The organism is Vibrio sp. SG41-7 (genome assembly GCF_014164465.1).
Lineage (GTDB): Bacteria > Pseudomonadota > Gammaproteobacteria > Enterobacterales > Vibrionaceae > Vibrio > Vibrio splendidus.
In genome coordinates this window covers 22360-39865 of the sequence record NZ_JACJFF010000016.1, presented here as the reverse complement: position 1 = coordinate 39865, position 17506 = coordinate 22360, and the positions used below count along the sequence as shown (strand labels likewise).

Sequence of the window (17506 nt, the reverse complement as noted above, 5' to 3'; positions counted from 1 at the left end):
AATCGGTTAGATTGTTTTAATTAACGACTGCGCAATGCGTTTAAACGAGGCAAAGCAGGTATCAAAATCATGAGGCTCGGTGTTAAACACCATAGGGGTAACAAAGTCCTGAAAGCGCTGGCGAAAAACTGGGTTATCTTCAAGTTCTTTTAGCCCGAGCTGTAGCTCTTGTTTAGGGTTAGCAACAAACTCAGCGTGTTGATTACCAAAGCGATCGATATCTTCCTTTAATACCGTGTTAAACAACGCTGTCATTTCTGTGAGGTCGAAGTTTTCTAATTGTGCTTCGGTCTTTAAAATGCAGTAAACATCATAGATATGGCGTACAAGCGTGGCATCGTCCTTACGTTGCGCATCGCGCTTTACTGACATGGTACGGCGCAACATTGAAATCACTTTCTCCACCAAGGTCGCTTGAATAGAAACGCAATCAAACGCTTTTACTTCTTGTGGCTGTCGATACAGTCCCGCTACCAATGATTCGATCGGCCGTGGTTCTACATCCAGTAGGGGGATCGTCTCTATTAACTCAAGTTTAATGATGGGGCGAAGACATGGCGCTTGGCTAAACTGCTGCGGGTATCTGAGTTCAAACTCAACATAGCGATATTCATCACGAACGAGACGCGACTCAACGGTAAATCGCTCTGTTTGAGTGATCGCCATTTCAATCTCGTGAATGCATGTCTTACGGGCGGCTTTCTTTTGGCCGCGACTCAGCTCACCAAATTCTTGATGGGGAATCAGCTTTATATCCACATCTTCTGACATTCTCAGGATTTTAACGTTTGACTTGGCTAGCGCAGTCCCCCCAGAAAAAACCATTTGATGATGCACAGGCGACACCTTCGCTAATTCGGCAAGTAAGGCGACGACCCAGTAATCTTTTTCAATAATGGCTGGGTTTCCGAGCTCAAGCGCATCGGAAACCTCAAGGAATTGTTGTTTTAGTTTTTCCATATTAACTCGGTGAGTTTAATACTCGGTTACCGACAGCTAACTTGCGATTAAACTGTTTAGGGTTCCATGAGTATTGAATGGAGGATGGGATTTGGGTGCTTTTACCAGATAGGCTTTGTAAAGACAGTTTGTCCATCTCAAAGTCGACACCTTTCATCTTTAAAATTTCACGCATCAAGGCATCGCTTCCACCAGGGTTTGTGGGCATAGGTTTGCCGGTTAGACTATTCATTCTTGCTTTTGTGTATAGACCATAGCCAAGTTTGATTAACTCACCTTGCTTAACTAGCTGCCTTAACGCTCGACCGATTTGGTCGTAGCTAGCAAAACCATCAAAGTCTTTGCGCTCAAAAACATAACGTCTCGAGCGCTTTATCTTTTGATAAACGCGTTCAACTGCTGTCATTTGAACCTCCTAGCTTTCATACGTGTCGGTAGTATAACGCAACCTTATGATGACAGAAAGAAATACGGCACATTCAAAAGAAGACATACGGCATTGAATGATAAATAAAGATATTAAGATTATGATTTATAATGATTATATTAACCAAGTAAAACATGACCTATCTTTGAGTTACATCCTAACCTCACTATGATTCTATCCCCTCAGATATGTTTAGAGCATCCTCTATTTCTACACCTAAATAGCGAATTGTATTATCTAACTTCACATGGCCAAGCAATAATTGCACAGCGCGAATGTTTTTAGTTCTCGCATAAATTAAGGTCGCCTTGGTACGGCGCATCGAGTGTGTACCATAGAGGTAGGGATCGTAGCCGAGTTCGGTTACCCAGCGTCGAATGATAGTGGCATAGTTGCTATAACTCATCGATTTCCCCTGCCTCCTAGGGCTAGGGAATATATAGTCTGATGCCGTCAGCTGGCGGTGCATTAGCCATTGAGCTAATGATTGTGCAGTACGAGAAGTAATCTCAAATTGTACTTCTCTGCCAGTTTTACTCTGACTGTAAAGTACTCGTTCTTGAATTACACCACCAGAAGAGATATCCCTCACTTTCATTCTGAGCAAATCACATGAACGCAATTTGCAGTCGATAGCGAGATTGAGCAGAGCCAATTCCATGATGTTGCCTTCGATTTCTAGTCTAGTGCGAATCCGCCAGATATCTTCGAGCTTGAAGGGCTTTTTCTGCCCAGTGAGGTGACCTTTCTTTGTCCACATAATTGACCTCCAGTCTAACTTTAGAAGTGGCCTTAGTAAGGTTAGTGGATGGTGTAAAGAAGAAATGACAGTGGTTAATGGAAGATGCTTGACGGTTGGTTGTGACTACTTTAGTCTCGCTTTCCTTCTTGATTGCTCTTTTAATATCCGTCCAAGACTTTCGATGAGGCATCTTGAAGGAAGAATAGAAAACGTTTTTATTCTTTGGCGGCTTTTGTTCCATTCTTATGCAGCAATTAATAGGCGTTACAAAAGCCGCTTCTTGCTAATGGATAGCTAGCTTCAATCCTTAAAGCCTTGTTTATAAATTTTCCGTAATGTACCACGATTAATCCCAAGCATTCGTGCGGCCAGCGCTTGATTGCCACGAGTATGTAGTAAGAGCGCTTCTACAATGATGTACTTCAGCTCTGGTAGTAATTGGCTGAGATCGGGCGCTGCGTGCTTTTGATCTACAACCCCTGTCAATTCAAGCTCTTGTTTAACACATTGAATCACCTCATCACGTGTGATCAAGATTGTCATATTGATTGTTCCTCTTAGATTCTTCTTTGTTCGATGTATAGCAACGAGCGACTAAGCACCCTTTGATTGCTTTGTAAGGTAAGCCTGCGATACCAATATTGATTCTTTTACGCCAAACTAAAAGGTCTTCTAGTGAGCTTGCTCTACTTATTTGTCGTTGTATTTTTTCGAAGTATTCATTGAAGGTCATAAAAAGCTGTTTGTATTGGACTAACTTAGCGATTCTAAGATTGCTCCCATATGATGGCCCCTATACTGCAAGTAACGGATCACCTGAGCTTTTTCTTTTTCATCTTTCGGCTTATTCGAGCCAAACTTTTTTACTTTAGCTGTTAGACAAAGCTCAAACCAATCAACATCGAGATCTTCAAGGGATTGTGCGACTAACAACGCATCAAGCCCTTTTTTTCTTAATTCGTGCTTAATTCGCGTTTCGCCATGGAGCTTTGTGAGCTGCTTTTGAATCTCTCGCTCGATAAGTCGTGTGTCATCTACATAGTGGTGAGAAAGCAACCTTTCCATAACCGCATCAACCTGATGATCATCGGATAAGCGCGATAGCTGGTATTTCAAATCTCCAGATGAGTAATCACGTTTTGATAGTAAAGTAACCGCATACTCGTAAAGCTCTTGCTCTGTCATACAGCCTCCTTGGTGTACAGAAAAAATCCATTATGAACTTAATTAAATCGAGCGTAAATGCAATCCCGATTGCTCTTTGTGTATGGTTGAATAAATATTCATACTCGCAAGGACAGGTTGGGCTAAAAAGATAGCAACAAAACAGTGAAGATGAAGCGTGCGAAAATGATAAAGGGGCAGAAATGAGCTAGAGCTACTACTCTAATGATTCATTAGAGTAGTAGCGTACTGATGCGCTCGCTGCCATTTTAAGAGGATACTTTATTGCTTGCTACTCATGGAAACAGGAACGTAATACTTTATAGGGTTAAAGGAACGTTTTCGCGCCCAAGCAGCGGCCAACGAATACCTAATCTAGAATAAAGACATTTAACCCGTTTCTATTCTCTCGTACTGGCTTTGTTCCTGAAATTACATTCAATCTCGATGGATATCCTGTGCTGAGATTAATATTTCCAACCGTTCAGTCGCAATGACTTAGGGATAGGGCTGTAGCAAGGGTATTCGGTTTGTAAGCCGTATTCGAAAATATATTCTGTCGAAACCATGAATGCACCTGCGTAATTATCTCTTCTAAACTTTTGAGGATCGTATTTAGCGGTTTTCTCAAGCACCATCCAGATCATATCTTCAAGGAACTCAGGGTGGCGCCTTGGGTCAAGCGCCATGGTGTCACGCATACAGAACCAGCTGCCACCCCCTAGGCGTTTTTGATGAGTAGCACTGCCAAAATACGCGGATTGCAAACCTTGTAGGTAGGCGTTTAAGCGTATGGCTTCGACGGTATCCGTCTCGTCAATGTGCTGCAAAAAGTAGGGCAGTTTGGTGATGTCCGCCATATCTTTCTTATCTATCTTCATCAGCGTGGGGCTATTGTACTGCTCATGTATCTCGCTCAGCAGTTGAGTGAGCTCAGGAGAGTGGGGTTGAGCTTGCACGCTCGCGCAGGTAAGTAGCAGTAATGGTAAGACTGTTTTCATGGTCGCTCTCCCTTTAGATACCTGTTCATAATACCAGTGATTAGGCGGTGCATAAAGTTCTATTTTATGCACCGAGATCAATATTATGTTTTCGGGTTTTGTGTGTATCTTGGCGCTGCTGGATAGGCTTGGTCGGAGGTGACGTATTCCGTCCTTTCGGGTCTAGTGACCTCCTTTTCTACCTGCGACTTGATTGTCATTTCAATCATCGGCTCAGGTTTGATGATGGGCTTCTGCGCTTCCTCTTGCTGAAGTTTGACATCATCGGTAACCCCATCAAAGCGCTCTTGATTAAAGAGTCCGCCCGTTTCATTGTTGTGCAGCATAGCCGTGCGGGCAGCAGCCACGGTATCGACGGTACTAGCCCATCCTTTCTCCATCGTGTTGTTTTGCTCGGGTGTCAGTTCTGGTTGTTGGGTTGGTGTGCTGGCTTGGTGCGCTTGGTTCATTTTGCCCACAATTTTTGCCGCGTCACCATCGAGCCCTGCCATGGTGGCAAACGCTTCAGTGCGAGTGAACTTTTGCCAGCGTTCTTTCGCCTCGGCAATATCTTCCGGTTGATGGGCGGTCATCAGGCGTTGGACGTCTTCTGGCCTTGCGTATTGTTCCAAGTAATTCTGGAAGCCTTGAATAGCGTTGGCCGTAAAGCTGGCACTGCCAGAGTCTAGGCGCGTTTGAGTATTCGATAGGGCATCTAAATCCGATTGGCTTTGCATGGCACTTACACCAAGAGATTTGGTGTTGCTGGCGTTAATCGCAAAGTCATGCGCAAACTGCTCAACCGAAGTTCGGGTGTCTTTATTATCCACCTGCCTGCCGGCACTGGTCACGGCATTGGCCCCTTCGGTGTATTGTTTCGTGGCTTGCTCAAGCTGTTGCTTTTGCTCGGCATTCATATTGCTGTAAGCCGTACGTTCATCATCAGACCATTTCACGCCGCCACTGGCGCCGAAATTGAATGGCGATGCCCCTTTGCCTGTTCCTAGGCCACCCTCGAAGCCGCCATAGACACTTTGCAGGTAAGCTTTTGATTGGTCTATCGTCCAACCCGTTTGTTGAATCACGCTGTCAACCGCCGTTTGCATGTCATTCATACCTTGGTTGACTTGAGTATTAAAACCACTGGTATTGCCTTCACCGTAAGCCAGGTTTTTACTCACACTATCATGCCAGCGGTCGCTCAGCGCGGCACCCCCTTGGAGGGTTTGACTCAGTTGGGTACTGGTTTGTTCAAGGTTTTGCTGCGTTTGGCTGCGGGCATTTGCCACACTCTCTTGCAGCATACTTTGTGTGTTGGCGCTGATGTTGCCGCGACTGGTGGTGTGTGAGCTGTCGTAGGTGGTGCGTCCATCGCCATGTTGTGTGGTCACCGAGCCGTCTGGGTTTTGGGTGTAAGTATGACCTTGGTTGGCGAGGGTGTTGGTATCAAACTTATTGGCATGCGTGTTGTTCATGCTGTGGTTATCAATCTGCATACTGCCAAAGTCCAGATTACCCGAGGACGCCGCGGCACTGGCTCTGGCATTGGTCGAGTTAATCATGCTTGAGAGCTGGTAGTTCATACTCGACAGGACTTCTTGACCGCCTTTTAAAATCCCTTTGGCTATCATAGGGACGGCTATCATTAAAATCCCCGTCATCCAGGCGAAGCGGCTGTGCAACTCATCCGCGGTATTCGCGTTGGAGAGCACCAGCCCTCCGAACTTACCCGAGACATCCGTAGACAGCGATTCTAATCCCCAAAGCTGAAAGCCGTTGATGATGGCAAACAAGGCTGGCCAAGTGGCCAAAAAGGCAAACGTGCCAAAATAGTTTTTGAGCACCATCATGGTTAAGCCAGGAATGACTGCCGCCCCGGCAACAAAGAAGCCCAAACACGCGAACAACATAAACATCATCGTATGGAGCATCGGCAAGTATTCTCTCGCCATTAAGCCCAATGACGCCCACATCGAGGTGGTTTGCAGTTTGTTGGTGGTATAGGCGTAATTGAGCGCGGCTTGCGTTGGGTCTAGGCTATCAAGGTTATAGCGCAGCTCGTTCATCAGCATATTTTGTTTGATGGTGTTGGACGCGCTGGTACTGATGGCAAAAAATTTGTTGTAGCTGCGCTGCAACGATTGCACCACTTGGGGTTTATAACGGTCCGCGTCTTTGCCGAGCAATTGATGCGCTAACAAACTCATGTTTTTATCTGCGGCATCATTAAAGCGCTGCTTGATGATTGGGTAGGCTTCTTCGCACCGCTTGTAGGTGCTTTGACCGCCCCCTTCATCAAGAAAAAGGGCGCGCAGTGGGCTTTGCCTAACGCCGTCTAGAAAGGCAAAAATATCAGGCGCGGCAAAGAGTTCATCCCAGGTGTATTTCCCGTTGATTCTCACATCCCCAATCATGCAGTTATGAAAGTAGTCTCGCCAGAGCTTTTGTAGCGCCAGCTCATTGATCCTGGATTGTCTTGACAGCTGGTACAGCTCAGAGCCAAACAACATCCCAGTCCGACCATAACGCTCATCGTCGGAGGTGGTGAAAATGCCTTCCACGCCTTCGGCCATCCCCACCATGATAGAAGAGAAAAAGTAAGTAGGCACGGCCACGAGGTAAGGGACATTATCCACCTTGTAAGCCTTACCCGGTTGGGTCTTATCGATGATAAGCATGTCGGCTTTCATATTGATTAGAAACAGGGGCACAGCAAAGAACACCACCATCCATTTGATGAGGTCTTTGGGGTTCCGTGACAGCATGAAGATAAACAAACTGGTAACAAGCCCCAGCATCATGCACATCTGTAAGTAATCCCCAAAGGTATTGGTTCTAAAAAAAGTGGCCAGCGCATTAAAGGCTTTGTTGACCACTTCGCCGGAAGTGTAAGTGTAATATTCGAGTATCATAGGTCAGTTCCCATAAGCTTGCGCAGGTTTGGTGGTCGTGCTGATTTCATTTGTGCTTTGCAGCGCGGTTTTTCTCTGCGAGTCAATCAGTTGATTGCGTTTGTTGAGCGCTTCAATGGCTTTATCGGCCAGCCCCGCGGTAAAGCGTTTGGCGTTATCGATATCACGAGTGATGAGGGCGATGTCATCCTGGCTGTTGTTGGTGTTGGCTAAGGATTGGCTGGCAACATTTAACATGCTCACGAGGTACTGATTAAGCAGCTCCACCGCTATCATTCGCGAGTAGTTGCTGGTATCGGGGGGGGGCTTGGCGGATAAGTCGTCAATAAAGAACTTGAGTACCGGCGTTTGAATCAGCTCCAGAAAGCCCTCTTGTTGACGCGTGAGTCTTTGGTCGGTGGCTATCTTTTGCAGTATCGAGTCCAGTTGTTTGCGTATCTGGTTTTGAATCCCGTTGGCTTGAGTGATGGAGAGGTTATTGCGCTTGGTAATGGTAATGCACGCATCAGGGGCTGTTTTGCGACACTGATAAACGTCAGACTTGCCCCCTTCGAGCAAGACATTGACCAGATTGTTGTTGTCGGTCAAAAGGCTCGGGTAGTAACGCGGGTTGCCGTTTTTGTCGTACACGTAAGTGCCTGACAAGCTCATCATAAATTGCGCTAAATTTTTGTCAGAGGACAAAAAAGCGTTATTCATGATCGCGGACCAGACCACGTTGTGATGGGTTTGGGTCATGTCTTTCAGGGCTGGGTCCTTTTTGGCGTCCTTTAGCTGATCCGCAGCTTTGCCCCCTGCGCCACATTCATGTTGACCTTGTACCCAATCCGAGAAGGCGTTGTTTTGTGTACCGAGCGTCGCGCAGACGTGCTTTTTGGTGGCAGGAGCGGCAAAGGCGGCCAGTCCACCGATGGACGCTTGCGCGGCTTCACAAGAGTTCACCGATTGATTGAGATATTTGTCGAGCCTGGCTTGGAGATTGTCCAGGTTTTGCTTGAGCTGCGGCGCCCAGGTTTGCAGGGCCAAATTGACAATGAAAGGAGGGGCATTATGAATTACAGCTTTGCCCAGTTTCACCAGTTGGTCTGAGCTGATGTGGGAAAATCCCCCCATAAACATATCAATGCCAGAGCACCCCGTACTGATGGAGGGAACCGTGACGCTGACCAACTGTGCCTCGACGATTTGATTACGCACAAACAAACTGCCCCCGGTGTAATAGTTGGCCGATTGCCCTTGGTAAGCCGTCGGGTTTGAGACGTTGGCGTTATACCCTGAGTTATCAAAAAAACGCGCCAGTGAGTGATTGGTATCAGCGTGGCTAGCGCTTGTTAAGCTGATGAGAAATAGAGGGATAACTCGCTTATGCACCGAAATGGTGGATAAGTGGTGGAAAAGTAAACGTTTCATTGCAGCGCCTCCTGCACTCGCGGATCGCTTAAGGCTTGTTGGATGCTTTGAGCCAGCGTGCTTTCTGGTACGTCTCCAATGCTCAAACGTGAGAACTTACGGCTGTTCACGTTCATTAAGAAGGTCGCAGGCATGACTGTTTTCCTCTGATCTGGGAAAAAGGTTTTGCCTATCTCTGGTGTGACAGGAATAGGGACCTCAAACCCTGAAATACCCGGTCCATCGACCGAGAAGGCGTAAACCGGTAATTGAAATCGCTCGCCAAGGCGAGTGATTTTAGGCGCGGTCTTATGGCAGTACGGGCAGGTGCTTTCAAAAAAGAACACCAGGGCATATTGGTTTTGCATGGCCGCGTGGGCGCTGGCGGCATGAAGCAAAAAAGCCAGCATAAGGGTACGAAGAAATGGCATAGCGCCTCCTGACGTTTTAGGGTAAAAGAATAGTGAACATCATTTAAGAGAACGGTCTGGACGAAGTTGGGTGTGTTGTATCAAACGTTGCAGACTTGCCATACTGGCTCTGTTTATGGCGTTTGGTAGTTTTATACGGATTGATTCGCTTTAAAAATCCGATTGCTCAAAGTCGGTGGCGACGTTGTAAAAGCGTCCAATTAAATCATTTTGGCTTATCCAGCCGTACGCCAATGGCTTCATCTCTCCAGTGCCGGGATGCACCAAAATCAAGGCGGGGGTGAAAGGCACCGAGACTTTGCCTTGGTTGTGGCGGTTTGCTTTGAGGTTAGTGATGAAGGTGTCATCATTACTGATGCCCAATAATTCAAAATGGTATTGGTCAGCAAACGCTTGAATGGATGGGGCGAGTTGCTGGCTGAGCGCATCTTTTCCTTCATAGATAAAGAAAAAGCCCCATCCGTCTTGCTTCATCTTTTCAACCGCTTCGGTTTTCTTCTTATCCTCTAGTGCTAAATACACCTGTCTTGCCGCTTGCTCGGTCGGATGGTCTTTGGTGTAAGAAAACTCAGGTCTTTCGAGCAGCAGGGCTTTGAAGGTCATGCCTAATTGGTCGGTTTGGTCCGTGATAAAATGATTCAACGCTAAAAACTTCGCGAGCTTGTCTTTATCTTTGGGATGAAGGACGGCATCGTTTTGCGCTTCGATATGCACAGAGTGAAACCAAGCCATTTGTTCGGTCGCCGATAACGTTTTAGCACTTGAGACGGTGGTTTGCGTGTTGCTTGGTAGCGGCTTAGGTTTGGGTTTGTCGGGCCTTGCTTTTGGTTCGTTGTACCATCGCCACCCTGGAGGAGGTTCCTGAGCAAGAGCGGGATGGAGGTGAGCAAGCAGCATTAGGGTAATGACGTAAAGCAATGTTTTTTTCATCATCATAGGCCTTGGTTAAGTGCGGCAAAGCGATTAAGAGGTTACACACTTGGGTCTTTCGCGTAAGTGGCGCATCTGCTGTGGTGATGGATTGCGCAGCGTGAGTAAGTACTGAAGGTATTTATCGTGCAGCAAAGCGTGGTGTTTCGACCACATACCTTACTCACTACTAAAGTAGTGAGTCTGTTTCTCAATGTTTTCTATCAGCTCTCGATATTCATCCAGCCTTTTCGTGATGTCGGGATAGTGGTCTAGCTGTTTGGTGTGTATCACATCACTTGGAATGAGGCGTAAGAGCGTCAAGGTGTTGAGTAAAAAATTTTGAAGGGGTTTGATAAGCATAACGATGTCCTTCTTGATCATTGAGGTGTGTATGTCATGGTGTGCCATTGGTATAGAGCCGCCTGTTATCCGCCCGTGGCACTTTGAAGTCGTTGCTTGATTTCATCAAAGTTGGGGAGCTTGGTGTTGGCATGCATTTCCGGGTAGAATTCTTTAAAATCAATGTGTTCAAAGTTGATTTGACCCAGTTCTTCGGGCGTAATGGCGGCGCAGGTGGGATTTTTTGCACTGCCCAACCTTTTACCCAGTTGCTGAATAGAGCCTTGCTCTTGAATGATTTTGGCCAGCTTGTTGTCGTAAACGCAGTAACTGCGCTTTTTACGTGTGCAGACACCCAGCACTTTCTTGGCGCAGTATTGCCCCACGTACAGGGTTAAGCCTTTCTCCTTGGCTTTCCCCAGCGCTTCTTCCGCTTCGCTGCATTTTGCTCCCAATCCTTGCCCCCATCCTGAGTCTTTGCAACAATCGTTAAAGCCCGCGAGTTTCTTATTGCACTTCATCGGTTTACCCGTGAATATTTTGGGTGGGTCTCCGATGTCTTTCACGGCTTCGGCAAGCCCTGCTAAGGCCGCAACGGACTTATCAAAATGGCTGTTCAGTTTGGGCGCCTCCACGTAGCACTCTCCGTCAAGACAGAAGGAGTGCTCACCACATTGCAGGTCAGTGGCTCGGCATGTCTTCTCAGCACAGCTCTTTGTGACCTCTTGCTCAATGCACACCCCATTTTGCTTAAGGCGGCAATGTCGAGTTTGAGTCGTACAGTCTTTCGGAAGAGCTGCGCAGGTATCCGGTCGGTCACACTGATGGTTGACCCGATATTTCCAGCAATCGAGCGTGGTCGGAATACCATTAATGGTGCGGGTGGCTCGACCTTCAATGCATTGCTGATGAGTGACATTGCACGAGTTCATCAGGCTGCATTGTGTTCGCCAGGTCATGGTGTTCTTGATGCAGTTCCCGCCGGATAAGGTGAACCCGTTTGAGCAGCTTAGCGTGGCTTTTTTCGTTTGTGTGGTGGGTCGACAAATCTCGTAGCGTTTATGCCAGTATGCGCTCCATTGCCAGTTTAAGTTGATGGTATGTATTAACTCGCCAAGCGTGTAGCCTTGGTTGGGAGAGACTATCTTTCCATCCCAAAAATACGTGGTTTCTGCTCCCGAAAAACCTCTTCTAGTCCCTGATTGCCTCACGTAATTGTCATTATTGTATCGGCATTGTGGGAGGGGGCGTTGGCAATCCCTCCCTTGTTGTGTCCAACCGGATGGACAGCGGTAGCTCACCTCACCGGTGCTCACGGAGGCAACGGGGACTTTTGTACAAGGCACATTGTTATTCGTTGGACGATGACACTGTTTAGGAATGTGTTCGATAAGGCACTGGGAGCCGCTATCACAATCCACATAGGCATTTGAGATGCCATGAGTGATTTCAAAAGCATTCTCTTGGCCAAGTAAGGCAAAGCGCATCGCCGGGTCGTCTTTAACATCGGGTCGACCTTTATTGAAGTTCGCGTTGATGTCTTGAGCCAGTTCATTGGTCACAAACTCTGTCCCTTTTTGTGCATTGATCTCACTGTCTGACAGTGTGGATTCTTTTGGACTGCGGATCTCTTTTCGACACGTGGCGTCTTTGCAATAGTCATCGACATTGAGCGGGAGGGCATGAGGCGTGAGAGCTTGGCTTGCCGTTTGTTTCGCCCAATGAGCGCTCTCAGTAAAGGTGTGTTGTTCGCTGGCAAGCGAGATATTGGATAAAAGACTGAGCGTGAGCGCAGTCCAAAGGTCAATGCGCATATAGAGCACCTCATCAAAAATTGGGGCGAGAGAGGGTTATTGGGAATAGAGCGTGCGCAGCAGCGGGTGAATGTTTTGCTGCGCATCCCCGGCAGCGAGGTAATCCAGAGCTTGGTAAAGTGAAATGTTGCCGTAAAGGATGTCGTAGTCACTGGCTTTGCAAGGCTGCTTAGGCAAGCAGCGGTTTTGTTTGACCGAAACAAAGGCCGGTACGTGGTGAATATCAAATTGCTTAAACCAATCGGGGCTGATGGAAAAGCCGCTTTGAATGGGCGCCTTATTGGGTGAGCGTATCAAGGCCTCGATCCGCTTGACCGTGGCCGGAAAACCTTCGGGTAAGACACCGCGTATCACCAGTGGCACGCCTAAGTGTTCACTTTGCATCAGAAGCTGTTTTAGCGCGGTCTTGGGCATGGTGAGTGACACAAACACCATTACCCCTTTGGGAGCTTGATCAGGGTGGCGCGTGGGCTTTGGTCTTCCCAGTAAGGGGGAAAGAGTCTCTTCTTTTATCAAATCTTGAACATTGCGGCTGAGAGTCAGCGCTTCTTCTCGATAAGCCTGGGCTTTATTTTGTATGTCGTCAGTGGCCCCCGCCTTCGCCGCCTCCGGTTGTTGAGTCATTTTTTGCTCAAGCTTGGCAAAAGCTTTGAGCTCTTGCTCCGTGTAAGACTGGGTGGGTAACGCAATAAAAAAACACAGAAAAACAAGAGAGTGCCTAAAGGTGCTCTCAAAAGATGGAATGGTCATAGTAACCTCTTCATTATGGCCGCTGAAAGGGTGGGTAGAGGGTGTGAGCGTTTTGGCAGCTGATTGACTGCCCCTGACGAGCATTGAGAGCGCGACAAAACGAGAAGCAAAACTGCGAGAGCGGGAAACAGCAGTAAATGTGCTTGTTGTTGGCGAGGTCTGTTTTTAAAAAATCGGTAAGGGAGTCAGGGTGACTGGTAATGAATAGGTCAGTCTCATTTTTGTGGATAGGAATGGGCATCATCGCGTCACCTTATAAAAAGACACAGTTGCGCTTTCGCCATTGTACAAAACCAAAGTTATCCCCTGTGACCGGATTGTCATGGCCGGCTTCCCAGAGCGTGGTCGTGGTGGTATACGGGTGACACCAGGCGGCATCGGGAATAGGCCCCGACATTTGATACCGATAACGAGATTTTGGCAAAATAGGATCGGGATATTGATAACAAATCGCACCATCTTCGCCGCGCGTCTCCCAGATGATCCCTTGTCGATGCAGTTTATAGTTAAGCTTTTGCATCAAGAGTGTCGCCGCCTGGATGGGCGTGTCTCGATAGTTGGTGGTGCCAGTAAGCGGATAGGCACTGCCCTGTGAGCCTAAACACCAAAATAACGCATCAATAGGTAAGGCTGCGTTAGTGGAGGTCAACAGAGCTTCGGGCACGCAAGCAAGCTGTGCTACCAGGTTACCAAACAGTAACGCTTCGGGGTTGAGAACGAGGGATAACTCATCGTCGTCCCAAAGTGGGTCAATCTCCGTCATGTAGGCAACATCAAACACATCTGTGGCCATGCAGGCGGTGGATTGCATCAGTTGCAGCCAATAAATGATGGGGTACTTATACCAATGGGCGTGATAAAAACCTCCGTCACTGCTGTCACTGTCACGAGCGGTCACGCGACCACCGATACGCTGAGTGTTGGCGCCTGACATTTGCACGCCCATGTTCACCATACAATAAGGGACGCGCGTGATATCGGTTAAGGCATAAGGCTCCCAATAGCCAATGTTGATGCCGATTTGCACAAAGATAGGCGGCGGTTTCGGGCAATAAGAGATAGGCATTGTGGGGTTATTGGTGTCTGGATATTTGGACGGCATGACCGTGGATGAGCCTATGGTCATCGGGAACAAACAATCCCAACAAATATCGGTAATGGGGTTAATAAAACGGCTTTTACACGCCGCACTGGCTGCTAGGGTTGATGGGGCAATAAAAACCAATAGGCAGCACAACAGTAAACGCAAGTGTCGTTGAGTCATGGTGAGGTCCTTTTTCCACGCAGAGCGTGGGACTCCTTTTGTCTCGACAACAGGCTTCGCCACATTATCGCAGCCAAAAGCGAGCTTGGTTAATAGAAAAAGAAGTGATATTGGAAGCATGATCAAGGGGAGGCGCGCACTTCTAAGGCCATTTTATTATCATTGCTCTACTTCCAAGGGCTGCAAACCCGATACGTTCACTTCATCGATGCGCCAGCGCGTGCCATCTTGATAGGCAATGGCCGGGACGTGAGTGATGTTAAGCGATTGGGTTAAGTGGCCTTGCTGCGCAAAATACATTCTTGCATCAAGTAAGGTCGCCATTTTATTCGGGCTGCCTCCCGTCAGCACCCACTTGATTGGCTTGGCGTTTTGATACTCGCTGGCGAACCTTCGTTGCTGCGCGTCTCTGGCATCAAAAAAGACCAGTACCTTACTGAGCTCAAATAGAGGCAGAACGTCTTGACCGTCTACCTTTGGCCAAGTGCGGCTATCAAAGGGGTTCACTCTGGTGCCCGCTTTGGCAATCACGGCCCCCGTGGTGGGGGCGATGATGTCTTTAGGGAGAGTGATGCTTGGATCTACGTAAAAGGTGCGGGGATCGGTTGTGGTGGTTAAGCCTGCAACCGGCGGCGGGTTTTCAATGCTTTGCAGGGCGCGCTCAGTGAACTCGTTTTGCATGTCCGCCAATTGACCACTGGCCTCAAACCCTTTCAGTCTTTGGTGTATCCATTCCAGCATGTCGATTTCACCGATAGGGAAGACCGGGGCGACTTGCCCCAGCGCTTTCCCGTGAGCGTTAAAAGTGGCCATGCCTGCTGCGAGGATAAAAGGCAGCAAACTAAGTGCTTGCCCCAATGGCTTGATTAAAGGCGTCAATGTCTTTGCCATAAAAGTGCCTGGAGGTTTGCTCAATGGCGCGCTCCAGTGATTGGCCTTGTTTATAAAGATTTTCACAATACTCAAACTCCTTAGGCTCGGTTGAGAACATGGCGCGTTTCAGCGGAGAGGCGAAAAAGCGGTGATAGGTGACATGGCCACCCGCTTTGATGCGCGCGCTGCTGTATCCTGCTTCAACAGACGGGGCGAAGCTTTTAATGATGCGCTGCTCAAACGGTGAGAAGGCATCCGGGTTTTGGAGCAGATACTTATCAAACCCTTCCCCTTGACGAAGAATGATGTGAATGTCTGAGTTGTTGTAGCAGGCTTTGGCTTCCTCGTTGCTAAAGAAGTCTTCAATCCCTTGAGTCACCGTACAAAAAGCGCCGCCGAACTTACGGGCGGTGCGATAACCGGTGTTGATGAACTCCCTCGCTTGCTCGTTTGCCCCAGAGAGGAGGCTCCAGGCCTCTTCAATGATGCACAGCTTTGGGGTAGAGCGAGATCCAGCCAGGTACATCTGCTGGTTAATCGACACCATGAGAGCAAAAATCACGGGTCTGAGCACAGCAGGCGGGAACCCATCGAGTTCAAGCGTGGTGATTTCCACATTGGGGTCGAGCATGGATGGCTTGTTGAACACGTCTTTGTACATGCCATCTGTGCAGAACTTTTTCAGTTGCACCGCTATGTCTTTAATGCGTCGGTCACTTTCTTCTCCAGCAATCTCAATCAAGGCATCTCTGACATCATCCACCAAGACTTGATGACCTTTACGCTCCCATGCCGTCACTATCGCATCGCCTAAGACGCTTTGTTGAAACGCCGTCAGGGGTACGTAGGGTGACGCGATGGTGGCAAACAACGCCGTGATATTATCGAGCGCTTCCATCATGGGATCGACAGGTCTGCCGTCATCATCCACAAACTCAAACTCAGCACTTTGCATGGCGCCTAAATGCGTGAACGGGTTTAAGAAGATGTTGGCGTGGGTCATGTAGGTCCCCCCAAGGCTCAGGGTCAGCTTTTTATAGCTGGCTCCTTTATCGAGGATCCACACTTTACCGCCCATGGCGTAAACCGTTTCAGCGATTTCTTGGACTAGGAAGCTTTTCCCGGCGCCTGAGCCTCCCGTCAGGGCGATATTTTGGTTATCACTGCCGCAGGTGAAAGGGTTAAAGAACGAAATTTGTTGGCGCATAGTGGGCAGCAATACGCCACCTTTGAGCTGGCTAAAGTCCATGATGAGCGGAAAGAAATTCACCAGGTTAGAGCTCTTTAAGGTACGAACGCGCCCCGCTTTTTTACAATCGCCCCATAATCCTTCACTCATCATAAAAGGCAACGTGGAGAGCAGCGCTTGTGGCTGATTCATTTTCAGTGGAATGATGTCAAGGCCAGCATGGCTAAATGACTCCTTCGCCGCTTGGGTGTCTTTTTTCTGGTGGGTTTTATCGGTCATCAGCGAGACCGTGAGCACCATAGATGCAATGGTGAACTCTTTAGACAACAACCCTTTTTGCAAGGCTTTGCGCTCTTTGAGTTCATCTTCAGCCATGGGCGCGAGTATCGCCATTTGGCTGTTCACCGTCTTGGTTAAGTCTTTTATCTTGTTATCGTTATCCGCATTTTGCTTACCGGTTGGCTCATTGCGAAAACTCAAGGTAACGCGATGAGGGCAAGTGATGTTACGCGACACATTACGGATTGAAGAAAAGGCTTCTGGTAAGGCGTACAAGCGATAATCACCAGGCAATCGAGAAAGCCCTAAATGAACAAGGCGTGTGCGTACCTCTTCTCCTTGGTCATTGGTATGACGGGTGGCGATATGACCACGATGGGTTAACGCTTCGGTATCGGGAGATAACGCTTGCAGGTTCAAAGGTTCTAATGGGTTGTAGCTTTTTTCATTGGGTCTGTCTTGGCGTTTATCAAAGTTTAAGGTATCACCGACGCTGGTCAACAGTCCCTCAGGCGTGACGGGCAGTAAATCAAAACCAAGCTGCGCCAGCCCCGTTTCTAGCGTCATTCTCGCATCAAGCAGCTCTTGTGGGTCTTTTTCCGTGGTGGAGACAAAAAAGAATGCGTCGTAGTCGCGCAAATCAAAGCGATTGTTTTTTTGCCTATGTAGAAACCCGTGTTGCGCCGCGTACTGGGCGTAAATGGCGTCATCGTTGGCCATTTTCTGACAGATACCGCCCCGCTGACTGAGAAGGGCTTGGTTCCCTTCGAGATAGTGCGCCACTCGGTTGTGACCAAAAAGCTGCACTTGATAATCCCATTTATCCCCTGCGGGTAAATCCCCCATAAGGTGGCTTAACGACTGAATTAAATCGTCGTTAGCGCCCCCAAGGATACTGATTTTAAAACCAAAACCGCGAGAGTGAGTATTGTCGAACACCTGCTCAATGGGATCGTAGTCTCGATACGGCAGTTCATGGTGAAGGTGGTTTTGGGCTTGCTTGGCCTCTTGAAATAAGGCGGATAAGCCACTGCGTGAGGAGGAAAACATGGGGGATCCCTTTTTCTATTTTAATGTTAGG

Annotated in this window: 16 protein-coding genes; all 16 read right to left on the bottom strand. The window is 48.1% G+C overall.

The genetic code is table 11. The annotated features are described in order from the left end of the window. Window positions 1-6 precede the first annotated feature (6 nt). The gene (locus tag H5300_RS06630; RefSeq protein WP_182795680.1) at window positions 7-960 is read right to left on the bottom strand and encodes a nucleotidyl transferase AbiEii/AbiGii toxin family protein; all 954 of its coding nucleotides are present in this window, start codon (window positions 958-960) and stop codon (window positions 7-9) included. A gap of 1 nt (window position 961) precedes the next feature. Further along, window positions 962-1366, bottom strand: a complete 405-nt coding sequence (locus H5300_RS06625) for a DUF6088 family protein (protein ID WP_182795679.1) — start codon at window positions 1364-1366, stop codon at window positions 962-964. Window positions 1367-1553: 187 nt separating this feature from the next. Beyond that, window positions 1554-2147 carry a tyrosine-type recombinase/integrase gene (locus tag H5300_RS06620; RefSeq protein WP_102484247.1) on the bottom strand — a complete coding sequence of 198 codons (594 nt, stop codon included), beginning with the start codon at window positions 2145-2147 and terminating at the stop codon, window positions 1554-1556. Between the two features lie 282 nt (window positions 2148-2429). Further along, window positions 2430-2672 (bottom strand): helix-turn-helix domain-containing protein, encoded by a 243-nt coding sequence (locus H5300_RS06615; RefSeq protein WP_182795678.1) that lies wholly within the window; start codon window positions 2670-2672, stop codon window positions 2430-2432. A 210-nt stretch (window positions 2673-2882) separates the two neighbouring features. After that, window positions 2883-3314 (bottom strand): regulatory protein RecX, encoded by a 432-nt coding sequence (locus H5300_RS06610; protein WP_182795677.1) that lies wholly within the window; start codon window positions 3312-3314, stop codon window positions 2883-2885. Between the two features lie 446 nt (window positions 3315-3760). Beyond that, window positions 3761-4294 (bottom strand): hypothetical protein, encoded by a 534-nt coding sequence (locus H5300_RS06605; protein WP_182795676.1) that lies wholly within the window; start codon window positions 4292-4294, stop codon window positions 3761-3763. 83 nt (window positions 4295-4377) lie between these two features. Continuing rightward, window positions 4378-7185 carry a conjugal transfer mating-pair stabilization protein TraG gene (gene traG, locus H5300_RS06600; RefSeq protein WP_182795675.1) on the bottom strand — a complete coding sequence of 936 codons (2808 nt, stop codon included), beginning with the start codon at window positions 7183-7185 and terminating at the stop codon, window positions 4378-4380. A gap of 3 nt (window positions 7186-7188) precedes the next feature. After that, the gene (locus H5300_RS06595; protein WP_182795674.1) at window positions 7189-8595 is read right to left on the bottom strand and encodes a conjugal transfer protein TraH; all 1407 of its coding nucleotides are present in this window, start codon (window positions 8593-8595) and stop codon (window positions 7189-7191) included. Next, window positions 8592-9005: a type-F conjugative transfer system pilin assembly thiol-disulfide isomerase TrbB gene (trbB, locus tag H5300_RS06590; protein WP_182795673.1), complete on the bottom strand. Its 414-nt coding sequence runs from the start codon at window positions 9003-9005 to the stop codon at window positions 8592-8594. Before trbB ends, H5300_RS06595 begins: the two co-directional genes overlap by 4 nt. 150 nt (window positions 9006-9155) lie before the next feature. Then, window positions 9156-9941 (bottom strand): type-F conjugative transfer system pilin assembly protein TraF, encoded by a 786-nt coding sequence (gene traF / locus H5300_RS06585; RefSeq protein WP_182795672.1) that lies wholly within the window; start codon window positions 9939-9941, stop codon window positions 9156-9158. Between the two features lie 153 nt (window positions 9942-10094). Then, window positions 10095-10277 carry a hypothetical protein gene (locus H5300_RS27860; protein ID WP_259397605.1) on the bottom strand — a complete coding sequence of 61 codons (183 nt, stop codon included), beginning with the start codon at window positions 10275-10277 and terminating at the stop codon, window positions 10095-10097. Between the two features lie 65 nt (window positions 10278-10342). Beyond that, a complete protein-coding gene (traN, locus tag H5300_RS06575; RefSeq protein WP_182795671.1) occupies window positions 10343-12070 on the bottom strand; it encodes a type-F conjugative transfer system mating-pair stabilization protein TraN in 1728 nt (575 codons plus the stop codon). A gap of 36 nt (window positions 12071-12106) precedes the next feature. Then, window positions 12107-12820: a type-F conjugative transfer system pilin assembly protein TrbC gene (gene trbC, locus H5300_RS06570; RefSeq protein WP_182795670.1), complete on the bottom strand. Its 714-nt coding sequence runs from the start codon at window positions 12818-12820 to the stop codon at window positions 12107-12109. A gap of 253 nt (window positions 12821-13073) precedes the next feature. Further along, window positions 13074-14084: a conjugal transfer pilus assembly protein TraU gene (gene traU / locus H5300_RS06565; protein ID WP_182795669.1), complete on the bottom strand. Its 1011-nt coding sequence runs from the start codon at window positions 14082-14084 to the stop codon at window positions 13074-13076. A gap of 159 nt (window positions 14085-14243) precedes the next feature. Then, the gene (gene traW, locus H5300_RS06560; RefSeq protein WP_080967333.1) at window positions 14244-14975 is read right to left on the bottom strand and encodes a type-F conjugative transfer system protein TraW; all 732 of its coding nucleotides are present in this window, start codon (window positions 14973-14975) and stop codon (window positions 14244-14246) included. Next, complete coding sequence (traC, locus tag H5300_RS06555; protein ID WP_182795668.1) at window positions 14926-17475, bottom strand: type IV secretion system protein TraC; 2550 nt, start codon at window positions 17473-17475, stop codon at window positions 14926-14928. The genes traW and traC overlap by 50 nt, the downstream gene beginning before the upstream one ends. Window positions 17476-17506: the final 31 nt, after the last annotated feature.

What these genes read in the sequence shown, in the direction of transcription:
- H5300_RS06630 (WP_182795680.1), bottom strand. Translation starts at nt 960, where the DNA reads ATGGAAAAACTAAAACAACAATTCCTTGAGGTTTCCGATGCGCTTGAG.
- H5300_RS06625 (WP_182795679.1), bottom strand. Translation starts at nt 1,366, where the DNA reads ATGACAGCAGTTGAACGCGTTTATCAAAAGATAAAGCGCTCGAGACGT.
- H5300_RS06620 (WP_102484247.1), bottom strand. Translation starts at nt 2,147, where the DNA reads ATGTGGACAAAGAAAGGTCACCTCACTGGGCAGAAAAAGCCCTTCAAG.
- H5300_RS06615 (WP_182795678.1), bottom strand. Translation starts at nt 2,672, where the DNA reads ATGACAATCTTGATCACACGTGATGAGGTGATTCAATGTGTTAAACAA.
- H5300_RS06610 (WP_182795677.1), bottom strand. Translation starts at nt 3,314, where the DNA reads ATGACAGAGCAAGAGCTTTACGAGTATGCGGTTACTTTACTATCAAAA.
- H5300_RS06605 (WP_182795676.1), bottom strand. Translation starts at nt 4,294, where the DNA reads ATGAAAACAGTCTTACCATTACTGCTACTTACCTGCGCGAGCGTGCAA.
- traG (WP_182795675.1), bottom strand. Translation starts at nt 7,185, where the DNA reads ATGATACTCGAATATTACACTTACACTTCCGGCGAAGTGGTCAACAAA.
- H5300_RS06595 (WP_182795674.1), bottom strand. Translation starts at nt 8,595, where the DNA reads ATGAAACGTTTACTTTTCCACCACTTATCCACCATTTCGGTGCATAAG.
- trbB (WP_182795673.1), bottom strand. Translation starts at nt 9,005, where the DNA reads ATGCCATTTCTTCGTACCCTTATGCTGGCTTTTTTGCTTCATGCCGCC.
- traF (WP_182795672.1), bottom strand. Translation starts at nt 9,941, where the DNA reads ATGATGATGAAAAAAACATTGCTTTACGTCATTACCCTAATGCTGCTT.
- H5300_RS27860 (WP_259397605.1), bottom strand. Translation starts at nt 10,277, where the DNA reads ATGCTTATCAAACCCCTTCAAAATTTTTTACTCAACACCTTGACGCTC.
- traN (WP_182795671.1), bottom strand. Translation starts at nt 12,070, where the DNA reads ATGCGCATTGACCTTTGGACTGCGCTCACGCTCAGTCTTTTATCCAAT.
- trbC (WP_182795670.1), bottom strand. Translation starts at nt 12,820, where the DNA reads ATGACCATTCCATCTTTTGAGAGCACCTTTAGGCACTCTCTTGTTTTT.
- traU (WP_182795669.1), bottom strand. Translation starts at nt 14,084, where the DNA reads ATGACTCAACGACACTTGCGTTTACTGTTGTGCTGCCTATTGGTTTTT.
- traW (WP_080967333.1), bottom strand. Translation starts at nt 14,975, where the DNA reads ATGGCAAAGACATTGACGCCTTTAATCAAGCCATTGGGGCAAGCACTT.
- traC (WP_182795668.1), bottom strand. Translation starts at nt 17,475, where the DNA reads ATGTTTTCCTCCTCACGCAGTGGCTTATCCGCCTTATTTCAAGAGGCC.